At 62.7% G+C, this 15,055-nt stretch carries 14 protein-coding genes; 6 read left to right on the top strand and 8 right to left on the bottom strand.

Going from position 1 to position 15,055, the window contains the following annotated elements; genetic code table 11:
• Positions 1-11: 11 nt before the first annotated feature.
• The gene (gene betA, locus OJHNALOF_RS07430) at positions 12-1,694 is read left to right on the top strand and encodes a choline dehydrogenase (RefSeq protein ID WP_165661625.1); all 1,683 of its coding nucleotides are present in this window, start codon (positions 12-14) and stop codon (positions 1,692-1,694) included.
• Positions 1,695-1,918: 224 nt separating this feature from the next.
• Positions 1,919-2,518, top strand: coding sequence for a 2-hydroxychromene-2-carboxylate isomerase (locus OJHNALOF_RS07425; protein ID WP_165661624.1), 600 nt, complete (start codon positions 1,919-1,921; stop codon positions 2,516-2,518).
• An 82-nt stretch (positions 2,519-2,600) separates the two neighbouring features.
• On the opposite strand, the gene OJHNALOF_RS07420 is transcribed toward OJHNALOF_RS07425, so the two are convergent.
• On the bottom strand, positions 2,601-3,374 hold the full coding sequence (locus OJHNALOF_RS07420; protein WP_165661623.1) for a helix-turn-helix transcriptional regulator: 774 nt from the start codon (positions 3,372-3,374) through the stop codon (positions 2,601-2,603).
• Positions 3,375-3,471: 97 nt separating this feature from the next.
• Between OJHNALOF_RS07420 and OJHNALOF_RS07415 the strand changes: the two genes are divergently transcribed.
• Positions 3,472-4,707: an MFS transporter gene (locus OJHNALOF_RS07415; protein ID WP_094199706.1), complete on the top strand. Its 1,236-nt coding sequence runs from the start codon at positions 3,472-3,474 to the stop codon at positions 4,705-4,707.
• A gap of 51 nt (positions 4,708-4,758) precedes the next feature.
• Here OJHNALOF_RS07415 and OJHNALOF_RS07410 read toward each other — a convergent pair whose 3' ends face one another.
• Entirely contained in the window at positions 4,759-5,640 is an 882-nt protein-coding gene (locus OJHNALOF_RS07410) for a LysR family transcriptional regulator (protein WP_165661622.1), read from the bottom strand.
• 120 nt (positions 5,641-5,760) lie between these two features.
• Between OJHNALOF_RS07410 and OJHNALOF_RS07405 the strand changes: the two genes are divergently transcribed.
• The 3 genes from OJHNALOF_RS07405 (at position 5,761) to OJHNALOF_RS07395 (ending at position 7,440) form a co-directional block, all read left to right on the top strand.
• Positions 5,761-6,225, top strand: coding sequence for a DoxX family protein (locus tag OJHNALOF_RS07405; protein ID WP_165661621.1), 465 nt, complete (start codon positions 5,761-5,763; stop codon positions 6,223-6,225).
• A 57-nt stretch (positions 6,226-6,282) separates the two neighbouring features.
• On the top strand, positions 6,283-7,095 hold the full coding sequence (locus OJHNALOF_RS07400; protein WP_165661620.1) for a class III extradiol ring-cleavage dioxygenase: 813 nt from the start codon (positions 6,283-6,285) through the stop codon (positions 7,093-7,095).
• Positions 7,096-7,176: 81 nt separating this feature from the next.
• The gene (locus tag OJHNALOF_RS07395; RefSeq protein ID WP_094199710.1) at positions 7,177-7,440 is read left to right on the top strand and encodes a DksA/TraR family C4-type zinc finger protein; all 264 of its coding nucleotides are present in this window, start codon (positions 7,177-7,179) and stop codon (positions 7,438-7,440) included.
• Positions 7,441-7,457: 17 nt separating this feature from the next.
• On the opposite strand, the gene OJHNALOF_RS07390 is transcribed toward OJHNALOF_RS07395, so the two are convergent.
• From OJHNALOF_RS07390 to OJHNALOF_RS07365, 6 genes are all read right to left on the bottom strand, one after another.
• On the bottom strand, positions 7,458-9,428 hold the full coding sequence (locus tag OJHNALOF_RS07390) for an acetoacetate--CoA ligase (protein ID WP_165661619.1): 1,971 nt from the start codon (positions 9,426-9,428) through the stop codon (positions 7,458-7,460).
• 9 nt (positions 9,429-9,437) lie between these two features.
• Positions 9,438-10,217: a 3-hydroxybutyrate dehydrogenase gene (locus tag OJHNALOF_RS07385; protein WP_165661618.1), complete on the bottom strand. Its 780-nt coding sequence runs from the start codon at positions 10,215-10,217 to the stop codon at positions 9,438-9,440.
• A gap of 26 nt (positions 10,218-10,243) precedes the next feature.
• Positions 10,244-11,614 (bottom strand): TRAP transporter large permease subunit, encoded by a 1,371-nt coding sequence (locus OJHNALOF_RS07380; RefSeq protein ID WP_165661617.1) that lies wholly within the window; start codon positions 11,612-11,614, stop codon positions 10,244-10,246.
• Between the two features lie 2 nt (positions 11,615-11,616).
• Positions 11,617-12,213, bottom strand: a complete 597-nt coding sequence (locus tag OJHNALOF_RS07375) for a TRAP transporter small permease subunit (RefSeq protein ID WP_094199714.1) — start codon at positions 12,211-12,213, stop codon at positions 11,617-11,619.
• A gap of 59 nt (positions 12,214-12,272) precedes the next feature.
• Positions 12,273-13,343, bottom strand: a complete 1,071-nt coding sequence (locus OJHNALOF_RS07370; protein WP_094199715.1) for a TRAP transporter substrate-binding protein — start codon at positions 13,341-13,343, stop codon at positions 12,273-12,275.
• A gap of 213 nt (positions 13,344-13,556) precedes the next feature.
• A complete protein-coding gene (locus OJHNALOF_RS07365) occupies positions 13,557-14,987 on the bottom strand; it encodes a sigma-54-dependent Fis family transcriptional regulator (protein WP_165661616.1) in 1,431 nt (476 codons plus the stop codon).
• Between the last annotated feature and the right edge of the window lie 68 nt (positions 14,988-15,055).

The following is a 15,055-nucleotide window of genomic DNA, read 5'->3' as shown; positions in this document are numbered from 1 at the left end:
CGAGGAACACCATGAGCAACGAATTTGACTACATCATCGTGGGCGCCGGCTCCGCCGGTTGCGTGCTGGCCAACCGGCTGACCGAAGACGGCACCACTCGAGTGCTGCTGCTGGAAACCGGCGGCAGCGACAAAAGCATCTTTATTCAGATGCCCACGGCGCTGTCCATTCCCATGAACACCGAGAAGTACGCCTGGCAGTTTCACACCGAGCCCGAGCCCTTTCTCGACAACCGCAGCATGCACTGCCCGCGGGGCAAGGTGCTGGGCGGCTCGTCCTCCATCAACGGCATGGTCTATGTGCGTGGTCATGCCCGCGACTTTGACGAGTGGCAGGAGCACGGCGCCGAAGGCTGGGACTATGCCCACTGCCTGCCCTACTTCAAAAAGGCCGAAACCTGGGCCTTTGGCGGCGACGACTACCGTGGCGATCAGGGCCCGCTGGGGGTAAACAACGGCAACAACATGCAAAACCCCCTGTACCAGGCCTTTGTGGATGCCGGAGTGGAAGCAGGTTACCTGCATACTCCCGACTACAACGGCCGCCAGCAGGAAGGCTTTGGCCCCATGCACATGACGGTAAAGAACGGCCGCCGCTGGTCCACCGCCAATGCCTATCTGCGCCCGGCCATGAGCCGGCCCAACCTCACCGTGATCACCCATGCCCTGGTGCACAAGGTGCTGCTGGAAGGCAAGCAGGCGGTAGGCGTGCGCTTTGAACGCAAGGGCCAGGTCCAGGACGTGCGGGTGAACAAGGAGGTGATCCTCAGCGCCGGCTCCATCGGCTCGCCACACCTGCTGCAACTGTCCGGCATCGGTGCCAAAGACACCCTGGAAGCGGCCGGCATCGAGGTGCGGCACGAGCTGCCCGGCGTGGGTGAAAACCTGCAGGATCACCTGGAGTTCTATTTTCAGTTCCGCTGCAAGGAGCCCATCTCCCTCAACGGCAAGCTCGACCCGTGGAACAAGTTCAAGATCGGCACTCGCTGGATCCTGAACAAGGACGGCCTGGGTGCCACCAACCACTTTGAGTCCTGCGGCTTTATTCGCTCCAAGGCCGGGGTGGAATGGCCGGATCTGCAGTATCACTTCCTGCCCGCCGCCATGCGCTATGACGGCCGTGAAGCCTTTTCCGGCCACGGCTTTCAGGTGCATATCGGCCACAACAAGCCGAAAAGCCGGGGCTATGTGAAGGTGGCCAGCGCCGATCCCAAGGCCGCTCCCACCATTCGCTTCAACTACCTGGAGCACGAAGACGACCGGGAAGGCTTTCGCGCCTGTGTGCGCCTGACCCGAGAGATCATCAACCAGCCGGCGATGGATCCCTACCGCTCGGAAGAGATTCAGCCCGGCGAGCACATTCGCACCGATGAGGAAATTGACGCCTTTGTGCGCCAGGCGGTGGAAAGCGCCTATCACCCGTCCTGCACCTGCCCCATGGGCACCGACGACATGGCTGTGGTCGACCCGGAAGCCAAAGTGCGCGGCATTGCCGGCCTGCGGGTGGTGGACTCGTCCATCTTCCCCACCATTCCCAACGGCAACCTGAACTCTCCCACCATCATGGTGGCGGAGCGGGCCGCGGATCTGATCAAGGGCAAGGCACCGCTGTCTCCCTCACAGGCGGACGTGGGCATGGACCAACACTGGCAACAGCGCCAGCGCACCGGCCAACCGGCCCGCAAGCTGGGCTGAGCCCCGGCAACTTGCTCCTGAATTCATACCTAACGGGCCGGCTGGCCCGTTTTTTTATGCTATCGCATTGCATTCACATGAATGCTTGAACGACCGTTCAAAACCGGTTACCGTCATCGACATCAAGTGACATTCGGCCGCCGGGTTTACACTCACAGCGATACCCGACCGACAAAATCCCCTTTACCGTGGCAAGGCCACGCTCAATTCAGGAGCAGGAAGCAATGACAACCACCATCGACTACTACTTCACCAGCATTTCCCCCTTTACCTATCTGGGTCATCGCACCTTTCTCGATATCGCCGGGCAGGCACAGGTCAACTTCAAACCGGTGAGGCTGCCTCGCGTGTTTGCCAACTCCGGGGCCGTCCCGCTGGCCGAACGCCCTCAGTGTCGCCAGCGGTACCGCTTGCTTGAAATCGAACGCTGGGCAAAGAAACGCGGCCTGCCGGTCAACCTGCAACCGGCGCATTTTCCAACGGATCCGTCGCTGGCCGACCGTTGCGTCATTGCCCTGCAACAGGCCGGGCATCATCCCGGTGAGTTCCTGGCGCGCGTGCTGGCGGCCTGCTGGGCCGAAGAAAAAGACATTGCCGATGCCAGCGTCATTACCGCCATTCTTGTTGACTTAAAACTGGATGCCGACGCCCTGCTCAAAGCCGCCCGTTCACCTGCTACCGAACAGCAATACGACCGCAATACCGACGATGCGCTCGGTCAGGGCATTCTCGGCGCCCCTTCCTGGGTGCTGGATAACGAGCAATTCTGGGGTCAGGACCGGTTGGAGCTGCTCGCCGACACGCTGGACGCCGTAGAGGCGTAATAGGAACCGGCACGGCGGCCCTGCATGAGGGCCGTCGTGTTTTTCTGGTGTGCAGGAAGAGGGTTGCCGGCCGAACACGACCCTAGCGATAGAAGGTGGAAGGCGCCGTGCCAAAATGGCGACGAAACATCGCGGAAAAGGCACTCTGACTTGAATATCCGCAATTAAGCGCAACCTCGATGCCTTTCTTTCCGGCGGCAATATCTTTGAGTGCCGACAGCAACCTGGCCTGCTCACGCCATTGTGAGAAGGTCATTCCGGTTTCCCTGGAAAAAAGCCGGTGAAGGGTACGCTCCCCCAGCCCGGCCGCTTTGGCCCAGTCTGCCGCACCTGCCTGGCTGGCCGGCTGTTCGATCAGTGCATCACAGATTTTTTTGAGCCTTGGATCGGCGGGAATGGGCAAATGCAGGGCCACCGTGCTGGACACCTTCAGCTCGTCGATAAGCAAACCGATAATCCTCTCGTCTCTGGCGCTCGGCTCACTATCCAGAGGAATTCTGACCGCCTCCACCAGCAGCTCCCTCAACAGGGGGGAAACGTTGATCACACAGGCCTGCTCGGACAGGTCAGGGATCACCTCGCCCTCAATGTAGGCCGTGCGCATCTCCACATCACCGGACATGGTGACGTTGTGATGCAGCCCCGCCACCATCCAGAGTGCCCGGTTGGGAGGCACAACCCAGGCCCCCGCGTCAGACTGAACCAGCATCACGCCCTTGATGGCATAAAGGAGCTGTCCTCTGGGGTGGGAGTGCCATCCCGTAGACGCATGGGACGGCCAATGATTCTCCATGGCCACCAGCCGGCGCGGAATGTCATGAAAGTCTTTGTGATCGTTCAGAACTCGACTCGTCATGGCAGAAACTCTACAAGAAGTGGCAGATTGACGTGATAACGCCAACGTTACTCCGCTTATACTCGGTGTCAATCAGCCATTGATTCCGGAACCCCCAATGACGACCGATGCCACCGCACTCAACAACAGCGCCTCCTCTGCCGTTGCACCTCGTACCGATAAAACCCGGGGCACCTTCTACGCTCGCATTGTGGGGGCAGCCGCGCTGGCTCATTTGCTGAACGATCTGATCCAGGCAATGCTGCCGGCCATTTTTCCAATGCTGAAAACGCAGTTTTCACTCAGCTTCGGTGAAATAGGCATGATTGCCCTGGTTTACCAGGCAACGGCTTCCCTCCTCCAGCCCTGGGTGGGGCTTTATACCGACAAGCGCCCCGTGCCCTATCTGCTGCCTTTCGGCATGCTGATGACCTTGCTGGGCATTGTGCTGCTGGCGTGCGCCGCGAGCTACCCCATGTTGCTTGTCGCGTCCGCCGTGATCGGGATTGGCTCGGCCACCTTTCACCCGGAAGCCTCGCGAGTGGCGCGAATGGCATCTGGCGGTCGCTTCGGTACCGCCCAGTCGACCTTTCAGGTCGGCGGCAACACCGGCTCGGCGATAGGCCCCTTGCTCACCGCGGCCATCGTGATCCCATACGGGCAGCCGGCCGTGGCCTGGTTCACAATCGCGGCCTTGCTGGCCGTCTGCATTCTGTTTCGGCTGACCCGCTGGACCCTCACGCACGGACACGCTCAGTTGAAAAAGTGGGATCACCGCCAACAGCAAGGGCTGAGCCGCTCCGCCATGGTTCAGGCTATTGCCGTCATTTGCGTCTTGATGTTCGCCAAGTTTGTTTATATCGCGTCGTTCACCAACTACTTTACCTTCTATTTGATGGAGCGGTTCACGCTCGGCGTGCAGCAAAGCCAGCTGTTCCTGTTTCTGTTCCTGGCATCCGTGGCCATCGGCACCTTTGCCGGCGGACCGGTTGGTGATCGCATTGGCAGAAAAGCCGTGATTTGGACATCGTTCCTCGGGGTGGTTCCGTTTGCCCTGGCCCTGCCTTATGCAAACCTGTTCTGGACCGCCATTTTCGCCAGCACCATCGGCCTGGTGATGTCTTCGGCTTTCGCGGCCCTGGTGGTCTATGCCCAGGAGGCGGTGCCGGGACGTGTAGGCTTGGTGTCGGGGCTGATGTTTGGCCTGATGTTTGGTATTGGCGGCCTGGGCGCGGCAGGGCTGGGACAACTGGCCGATGAACACGGCATCATTTGGGTTTACTCCCTGACGTCGTTCCTGCCGCTGCTGGGATTGATGACGGCGTTGCTTCCCAACACCCACAAGAAAATATAACGGCGCCACTCACGCAACCGAGCGTTTCTGAAGGACACAAGATATAAATCCTCAATGCTGGGCAAAGTCGTCCCACCCGGGTGGATCGCCAAAGTAGCCATCCATAAAGTCGACAAAACTGCGTATCTTGCCCGGCAGCAGGGTGCGGTGGGCATACACCGCATAAAGCGCCATGGGCGCAGGAGCATGCTCGGGCAGGATCACACGCAGCCGGCCGTCGGCAATGGCGGGGCCGGCGATAAAGGTGGGCTGAATAACGATGCCGGCGCCGCGAATGGCGGCTTCCACCAGGACGTCGCCATTGTTACAGCTGAGCGCCCCGTCTCCGGGCAGGCCCACATCGTGTTCCATGTAGCTGTAGTGCAGGCAGCGATGCTGCTTGAGCTCCTCGGGCCGGCCGGGTGTGCCGTGGCGCTCCAGGTATTCGGGGGCGGCGCAGATCACCAGCCGTATGGGCGCAATGCGCCGGGCGATCAGTGACGAGCTCTTGAGATGGCCGATGCGCAGGGCCACGTCAAAGCCCTCTTCCACAATATCCACCTTGCGGTCATTGAGCTGCAAATCCACGCTGACATGGCCATGGGCCTGCTGAAAATCGCACAACAGCAGCGCCAGGTGCCGAGTGGCAAACGACACCGGCGCACTCACCCGCAACCGGCCCTGGGCCTGGCGGTGTGCATCACCCAGGCCCAGCTCCAGCTCGTCAATGTCGTGCAGCAACTGCCGAGCCCGCTCGGCGTAGCGTACCCCTTCCTCGGTGGCATGCACCTTGCGGGTGGTACGGTTCAGCAGCCTGGTGCCCAGCCGCTGTTCCAGCCGGGCCACGTATTTACTGACCAGTTGGGGAGACAGCGCCAGCCGGTCCGCGGCCTGAGTAAAACTGCCTTCCGCCACCACGGTGACAAAGGCACGCATAATATCGATGCGATCCACGAGGCCTCCCGAAAACCTTATAAACAACGTAACGTTTATAATTAAACAACAATAATGGCATTTAACCAATGCAGTGACGAAAGTAAAGTAACTCCATCATCACTTGAAGGAGACGTCATCATGACCCGTTTTACTCAATCCCTGCTTGAATCCCATGCCGGCCTGGCGGCCCTGACCCTGCGTGTGCCCACCGGCATCATTCTCGCCGCCCACGGCGCCCAAAAACTGTTTGGCTGGTTTGGCGGCTACGGCCTGGAAGGCACCGGCCAATGGATGGCCAGTATTGGCCTGGGGCCCGGCTACCTGATGGCCCTGCTCGCCGGCAGCGCCGAGTTCTTTGGCGGCCTAGCCCTGCTGCTGGGTCTGCTGACCCGACCGGCGGCCCTGGTCAGTGCCGTTACCATGCTGGTGGCCCTGTTCAGCGTGCATATCGACAACGGCCTGTTTATGGCCAACAACGGTTATGAATATGCCCTTACCCTGTTTGCGGTAAGTGCGGCCCTGGCCATACAGGGTGGCGGCCGCCTGGCCCTGGATAACTGGCTGCTGACACGGCTGGATATCGCCAAGCCGGCCACGGCCTGAATTCCTCCAGCCCCCGCAGGCCGCCTCACCGCGGCCTGCTTTTTTCAGGAATACCCCATGAACTCATCCCTTGATATTGTGTTTATTTCCCATGGCGGCGGCCCGCTGCCGCTGCTGGGTGACCCGGGCCATGCCGACATGGTGGCCGGACTTAGCAAACTGGCCGGGCGGCTGCGCCGGCCCGACGCCATTTTGCTGGTAAGCGCCCATTGGGAAGAAGACGAACCCACCGTTACCGCCGGCGCCACCCCCGGACTGATTTACGACTATTACGGCTTTCCCCCCGAATCCTATGCCATCGAGTACCCCTGCCCCGGCGAGCCGGCACTGGCGACGCGGGTTCAGCAGGCGCTGATAAAGGCCGGCCTGCCCTGCCGACAGGACGCCCGGCGGGGATTTGATCACGGCATGTTCGTGCCCCTGAAGATCATGTATCCCGACGCCGATATTCCCTGTGTGCAACTGTCGCTGGCCAGCCACCTCGACGCCGGCTTTCACCTGGCCATGGGCGAGGCCCTGCGCGCCCTAGAAGGTCAGCGCCTGCTGGTGATTGGCTCCGGCTTTTCGTTTCACAATATGCGCGAGTTTTTTACCGAGCGCCCCGAGGCGAACGAGAAAAACCACGCCTTTGAACAATGGCTGACCCAAACCTGCAGCGATGCCGGCCTGAGCGAGGCCGAGCGCCGGCAGCGCCTGCGGCACTGGGAGCAAGCTCCCCACGCCCGCTTCTGTCACCCGCGGGAAGAGCATCTGCTGCCCCTTCACCTGTGTGTCGGCCTGGCCGGGCGGGCCTGTGATCACCATCAGTCCCTCACCATTCTGGGCAAGGAGTCGGGCTTTTTCTGCTGGCAGGGTAACGCCGCCCAATAAACGGTTTTGCCGGCGGGCGCACAGCGCGGTTTGCCATCAGGTGCCACCATGGTGGGCATCAACACACCAAGGGAGAACACCATGGCAGGAGGATGGTCGCGGGACGGCGCCGTGCAGGATCAGATTGACGCCAGCGTCGAAGACGCGGTGCAGGATGCCAGAAGCCGGCTCGGCGGTGGCGACAGCCTGAGCCACTGCGAGGAATGCGATGCCCCCATTCCCGAGGCGCGCCGCCAGGCGGTGCCGGGGGTACGGCTGTGCATTGAATGCCAGGGTAAGGAAGAAAGGCGCCGCCAAAGCAGCGGTATTAACCGCCGCGCCAGTAAAGACAGTCAACTGCGCTAGCCGGCAGCGCGGTTTTATCAGGGCTTGAGCAGGCCGGCTGTTTGCAGGCAGCCGGCAATGGCATCCAGCGCCTGGGGATTGGCCAGGGCGTCCTTGTTGTCGCTTCGGCCCTCGCCGTTGAGCAGCCGGGCCACCGCCAGCTCCACCTTTTTGCCACTGCGGGTGTAGGGGATCTCCGGCACCTGTAAAATATGGCGGGGCATGTGCCGGGGGCTGGCACCGGTGCGAATGCGCTGACGCAACAGGCTGCACTGATCCTGGCTCAGCTCCCCGTTTGCCACCACCAGCAACACCACTTCCACGTCGCCGTCGATGCGGCGACCCACCACCAGGCTGTCCCGAATATTGGGATCCAGCTCCACCTGGCGATAAATCTCGGCGGTGCCGATACGCACGCCCCCCGGGTTGAGGGTGGTGTCGGAGCGGCCGTAGATGATGGCTCCGCCCTGCTCGGTAAAGGCCACATAATCGCCGTGGGCCCAGACGCCGGGAAAGGTATCGAAATAGGCGGCTCGGTAACGCTGGCCGTCGTCATCCTGCCAGAAGCCCACGGGCATGGACGGCAGCGGCTGCCGGCACACCAGCTCGCCCCGACCGGCGGTTTCCCGCCCTTGTTCGTCCACGGCCACCGCATCCACCCCCAGAAACCGGCACTGGATCTCGCCCCGACGCACCGGCAGCAGCGGGCAACAGCCCACGAAACAGCCGCAAATGTCGGTACCACCGGCTACGGAGCCCAGCAGCACCTGCTCCGGCAGGGTGCCATAGACCCAGTCGTAGTCTTCCGGCAGCAATGGCGAGCCGGTGGAAAACAACAGTCGAAGTGAGTCCAGCGCAAAACGCTGACCCGGTTGCAGGCCGGCCTTGCGGCACTCCGCCAGAAAGCGCGCACTGGTGCCGAAATGGGTCACCTTTTCCTGCTCCGCCAGCGCCCACAACCGGTTTAGGTCCGGGTGGGACACGGCGCCGTCCACGGTGATCAGGGTCACCCCGGCCTGCAGCGCCGACGCCTGCCAGTTCCACATCATCCAGCCGCAGGTGGTGTAATACATCAGCCGGTCTCCGGGCCCCATGTCGCCGTGCAGCACCAGCTCCTTGGCATGATTGACCAGAATGCCGGCGGCACCGTGCACAATACACTTGGGCCGGCCCGTGGTACCGGATGAAAACAGTATGTACACCGGATGATCGGCGGGCAGCGGCGTAAAGGACGGCTCGTGGCCCCGCCCCTCGGCCAGGGCCCGGGACCAGCAGGTCACGGCCGGCCCGGTCTGCTCCCCCAGCCCCGGCAGCACGGGAATGTCGAGCACCGCACGCAGCCCCGGCAACCCCTGCACCACACGGGCAAACTCCTCACGCCGGTCGTAGTCCCGGCCGCCATAGCGGTAGCCATTGGCCAGCACCAGCACGCTGGGGCTTATCTGGCCAAAACGGTCAATAATGGCATCGGCGCCGAAGTCCGGCGACGCCGAGCTCCACACCGCGCCCATGCTGGTGGCCGCCAGCATGGCCACCAGCGCCTCGTAGCCATGGGTCACCACGCCGGCCACTCGATCGCCGCACTGCACTCCCCGGGCTCGCAGCCAGGCTTCCAGCGCACCCACGTCCCGAAACAAACGGGCAAAACTGTAACGAACGGCCTTGCCGGCCTCGCCATGGCATACCACGGCGTCGTGATCGGCCAGCGGGCCGCGGCCATGGCGTAACAGGTTGCCGGCGAAGTTCATGCGCATACCGGGAAACCACTCGGCCCCCGGCATGTCGCGCCGCCCCAGCACCCGCTCCGCCGGAGTGTCACAATGCAGCTCGCAAAAATCCCAGACCGACTGCCAGAAGGCCTCGGGCTCGGTAACAGACCAGGCATGCAGGCCGGCGTAGTCGGCAAAACTGCCGAGGCCCCGGCTTTCCAGCCAACCGATGTAACGCGTCATTTGGCTGTGCTCACGCTGGAACGACGTGGGCGTCCAGAGTACCTGGTGTTGCTGCATGGAAACCTCCTATTGAATGTGCCAGCCGTGGCTGACCACCACCGACTGGCCGGTCAGTGCCGCCGACGGAAACGCCGCCAGGTGCACCGCCACTTCGGACACGTCGTCCAGGGTGGTGAACTCGCCGTCCACGGTGTGTTTAAGCATGACATTGCGTACCACTTCTTCCTCGCTCATGCCCAGCTCCCGCGCCTGCTCGGGTATTTGTTTCTCCACCAGAGGCGTGCGCACAAAGCCGGGGCAAATGATGTTGCTGCGCACGCCCCTGTCCGCCCCTTCCCGGGCCACGGTGCGGCACAGCCCCAGCATGCCGTGTTTGGCCGCCACATAGGGCGCCTTGAGCGGCGACGCCTCCAGTGAGTGCACCGAGCCCATGTAAAGCATGACGCCGCCACCGTTTTCATACATTTGCGCCAGGGCGGCACGGGTCAGCAAAAAGGCGCCGTCGAGGTGCACATTCATGACCCGGCGCCAGTCAGCGTAGTCCAGCTTGTGGACCGGCGCTATATGCTGAATACCGGCATTGGCAAGGGCGATGTCGAGCCGTCCCCAGTGCCGTACCAGCCGTTCGACCCCGGCGTTCACCGCCTGCTCATCGGTCACATCCATTTGCAGGGCAATGGCTTCGCCACCCTCGGCCACAATGCCCAGTGCGGTTTGCTCGGCCCCGGCCAGGCTCAGATCGGCCACCGCCACGCGGGCGCCCTCACGGGCATAATGCCGGGCAATGGCCCGGCCGATGCCCTGGCCGGCGCCGGTGATCAACGCCACCTTGTGTTCAAGACGCATATCAGTCTCTCCTCGTAAAATGCAGTTTACTGGCCGCCGTACACATGGGCGGGCAACCAGGTCGCCAGGGGTTCAAACGCAAACACCAGGCCCAGGCCCAGCAACTGCAGGCAGATAAAGGGCGCTACCCCCCGGTAAATGTCTTTGGTGGTGATCTCCGGCGGACACACGCCCTTGATGTAAAACAGGGCAAAGCCCACCGGCGGAGTCAGAAAGGAGGTTTGCAGGCAGAGGGCAAACAGCACCGCGAACCACACCGGCTCCACGCCGAGGGAAAACACCACGGGTGCCACCAGCGGCAGAATGATCAGGGTGATTTCCACCCAGTCGAGGAAGAACCCCAGTAAAAAGGTGATAAACAAAATGGTGAGCATGATGCCGGTGGTGCCAAAGGGCAGCCCGGTAATGGCCTGGCGAATGACGTCGTCTCCGCCCAGGCCGCGCAACACGGCGGCAAACACGGTGGCCCCGATAAAGATGCCAAAAATAAAGGCGGTGGTACGGCTGGTCTGGTAGAGCGAGTCGCGCAGCACCTGCCAGTCAAGCCGGCGGCTGCACAGCGCCATCAGCAGCGCCCCTACCGCGCCCACCGCCGAGGCCTCGGTGGTGGTGGCAATGCCGTGAAAGATGGAGCCCAGTACGGCGCCGATCAGCACCAGCGGCGGCACCACCGCCAGGGCCACTTCGCCCCAGGCCCGGGCGTCCATGGCCTGCTTGCGCTCGGGGGCCGGCGCCGCGTCCTTTTTCCACCAGGCCAGCAGCACGATATAGAGCACATACATGGCCCCCAGCATCAACCCGGGCACCAGGGCGCCCATAAACAGCTTGCCCACCGAGGCCGAGGGCGTGCCCAGGCGGTCGGCCATCAGCACCAGCATGATGCTGGGGGGCACCAGAATGCCCAGGGTGCCCACCGAGCAGGCGGTGCCCACCGCCAGGCTGCGGTTGTAGTTGGCCTGCAGCATGGGGCCGATGGACAGCATGCCCAGCAGTACCACGGACGCCCCCACAATGCCGGTGGACGCCGCCAGCAACATGCCCACGATCACCACGGTCAGCGCATAGCCGCCCCGCAGCGGCCCCAGGGCCCGCACCAGGCTGTGCATCAGCCGTTCGGCAATGCCGGAGCGATCCAGCATGATCCCCATGAAAATAAACAGCGGCAGCGCCACCATCAGCTCGTTGGCGACAATGCCGAACAGACGTGCGTCCAGCACGCCTATGGTGCCGTTCCAGGTAAACCAGAGATTGGCGTCGAACTGCTCCACCATCACATGCCCGGCCAGGGCAAACAGCAGTCCGGTGCCGGCCAGCACCCAGGCCACGGGAAAGCCCAGCAGCAACAACCCCATAAAGGTGGCGAACATGGCCACCACCATCAGTGTTTCCAGCTCCATGGTTATTTCTCCGTGTTGGCCAGCCAGGCACCGGATTTGGCCCGAGGGTGAACGCCCAGGCGGCGGGGAAAATCGAACAGCAGGGTGGCGCAGCGCAGGGCGCGGGAAAACAGCGCCAGGGCCACCAGCATCAGCCCAAGGGGCAGCACGCTTTTGAAAATAAAACGATAGGGCAGGCCGCTGGGAGCCTGGGAACGCTCATCATAGATCCAGGCCTTCCAGGCGTAGGGAATAAGGGCATCCACCATCAGCGCCATGATCGGCAGCGCCAGCAACACGATGCCCGCCAGCTCGATACGGGCCTGGGTGCGCAGGGAAAACCGCTCTCGCAGCACATCCACCCGCACATGATCGTCTTCCACCACCGCATAGCCCAGCGAGAGCATGGTGGCGATGCCAAACAGGTGCCAGGACAACTCTTCGAGGGCGATGGAGCCCGCCGACAGCACAAAACGGCTGAACACATTGGTAAGCACAACCACCAGCACCGCCAGCCACAGCCAGGCGCTGAGCCGGCCGATGCCCAGCACCAGGGCGTCCAGCCGGACCGACAGCCGATTATGGGGCAACACTTGGGTTGCGTCGTTTGGTTTTGACATGGTGACCTCGTCAGTTCAATCAGTGAAAGGCGGGCACCACCGTGCCCGCCCCGGCGTGATTAGTTGTACTGATAGAAGTCGCGGGGCAGGTAGCCCTTGCCGTGCCAGATGGCGTGGTGTTTCATGAACTCGCGCTGGCTGGTCAGCACTCGATTAAACATCTCGTCTTCGGCGGCGATGTCGTCCATCACCCGGTTGGTGACTTTTTCCAACTCACGCAGCACCGGCTCGGGCAGCACCTGGGCGGTGACCCCTTCCTTTTCATATTCCCTGAGCGCGGTGGGCTGGGCCCATTCGCTCTGGGCAAAGCCCTTGAGGGTGGCGGACTCGCAGCCCATTTCCACCAGGGCGCGGGTTTCGGGCTCAAGCTTGTTCCACACGTCCTTGTTCACCAGCAGATGAGACGTGGTCAGGGTCTGGTGCCAACCGGGCATGATGTAGTTTTTCACGATCTGATCCAGCCCCAGCATCTTGTCGATGGCAGGCTGGGAAAACTCGGTGGCGTCTATGGTGTTGCGCTCCAACGACTGAAAGATCTCGGCACCGGGCACCATGGTCACCGAGGAGCCCAGCTCTTCAAGCACCTTGCCGCCGATGCCGGCAAAGCGAATGCGCAGGCCCTGAAAGTCATCCAGGCTGGAAATTTGCTGCTTGAACCAGCCCGCCCCTTCCGGACCGATAATACTGCACAGCATGGGGTGAATATTGCGCTCGGCGTAGATCTCTTCCAGCAGTGCCTTGCCGTCGCCTTCGTAATACCAGGCCAGGTAGGCGGGCGGCTCCATGTTGAAGGGGGCGCCGGAATAGAGCGGCAGGGCCGGAATGGTGCCCTGATCGTAGCCCACCCAGGTGTAACCGGCCGGGTACTTGCCCGAGCCGACCGCGTCCATGATTTCAAAGGGCGGCACCAGCTCGCCGGGCTCGTAATAACGCAGTTGCACATCGCCACCGGAAATGGCCGCCAGCGACTCGGACAGGTGCTTGACCGGGGTGGTCAGACCCACCAGGTGGGACGGAAAGGCCAGCGGTACTTGCCAGCGCACCTTTTCCGCCATGGCGGGGGTAGCGGCCAGTCCGGCGCAGAACAGGGCGGCCATACTCAATGCAGACACGTTGCGGTTAATCGACATGGGTTCATCCTTTTGAATGGTTCACTCCGTTGGCCCCGGTACCCACCACCCCCGAAGGCCAATGACTCATGCCAATCTATACAGAAAATGTGCCAACAAAGTTAAATTAATGTTAATCAATGAGTTACATAACACCCCTTCATTTGGCGTCCTGAATACAGGACACACCTGCGCCGCGAGCACCGTCCTAATAACCGGACAGGCGTCCGGTTTTCAGGAATGGCGGGCAAGCTTTTGGTAGAACACCGAGCGGGACACGCCCAGCAGGCGGGCGGCCTGGGTGCGGTTGCCCTCGGCCTGCTGCAGGGCGGCATGCAGGGCCTCGGCCTCGGCGCGGGCCAGCACCTCGGCCAGGGGGCGCACGCCGAAAGCCGCCGACGGCAATACCGGCGCGGGTACGGTGCCCATGGCCGGCCCGGCGCCGTCGGGCAACACCCGTGCAATCTGCTCTGCATCCAGCAGTTCGGCCTCTTCACTCATGGTCCAGGCCCGCTCCAGCACGTTGCGCAGTTCACGAATATTGCCCGGCCAGTGATACTGGCCCAAAGCGGCGATGCCCGCGTCGGTGATCTCCACCCGGCTTTGGCCGGCGCCCATGTCCTCCAGCAGCACTTCGCACAATATGCCCAGATCCCCCAGCCGCTGGCGCAACGGCGGAATGGCGATCTCCAGCACATTGAGCCGGTAATAGAGATCGGAGCGAAAGCTGCCGTCGGCCACCATGGCGCCCAGATCCCGGCTGGTGGCCGCCACGACCCGCACGTTCACCGGCACCACTCGATTAGAGCCCAGGGGTTCGACCTCCTGCTCCTGCAACGCCCGCAACAGCTTGGCCTGCAGCGCCAGCGGCATATCGCCCACCTCATCCAGAAACAGGGTGCCGCCGTTGGCGAGCTGGAACTTGCCGTCACGGCTGCGTTTGTCGGCACCGGTATAGGCGCCGGGGGCCACGCCGAAAAACTCGGCTTCCAGCAGGCTTTCGGGAATGGCCGCCAGGTTCACCCCCACAAAGGGCCCCTCGGCCCGGGAAGACAGGGCGTGAATGGACTGGGCCAGCACCTCCTTGCCGGTGCCGGTTTCTCCCAGCAGCAGCACCGGCATGTCGCGCCCCGCCGCCAGCCGGGCCCGGCGCTTGACCTCCAGCGCCGCCGGCGTGGCGCCGGCAAAGTCGCCGAGCTGGTAGCGGGTGCGACGCCCGTGGCGGGCCAGGGCACGCTTTGCCGCCTGCAAATCCTGGTGCAGGCGGCGGTATTTGCTGACCAGGGGCGTAAGCGGCTGCAGATCGTCGTAGAGCACAAAGGCCACGGCACCGCTCACCTCCCCCAGCTCGTCAAACAGCGGCAGCCGGGTCACCACCAGTTGCTGGGTGCGGTATTCCATGATGTCGACCAGCAGCGGCCGGCCGCTTTCCAATACTTCCGGCATGCGGCTGTGAGGAATGACGGTGCGCACCGGCCGGCCGATCACCGAGTGAGTGTCGGCCAGCCCCAGCAGCCGGGCGTAGCGGGCATTGATCCAGCTGATACGGCCCTGGCGGTCCACCGCAATGGCGCCGGCGCTGGCCTGCTCAAACATGGGAAACAACACTTCGATCAGTTCGCGGGTCAGGCCATTGCCTGAACGCGCATCAAACGGCATGGGCATGCAAGTCACTCCGTGACACAGACAAGCCCTGATGGTAGCCAAAACCGAGGGCAAGTTCGACTCCATGC

The sequence above is a fragment of the Oceanimonas sp. MB9 genome, assembly GCF_011319775.1.
Lineage (GTDB): Bacteria > Pseudomonadota > Gammaproteobacteria > Enterobacterales > Aeromonadaceae > Oceanimonas > Oceanimonas doudoroffii.
This window is presented reverse-complemented; position numbering and strand designations above follow the sequence as displayed.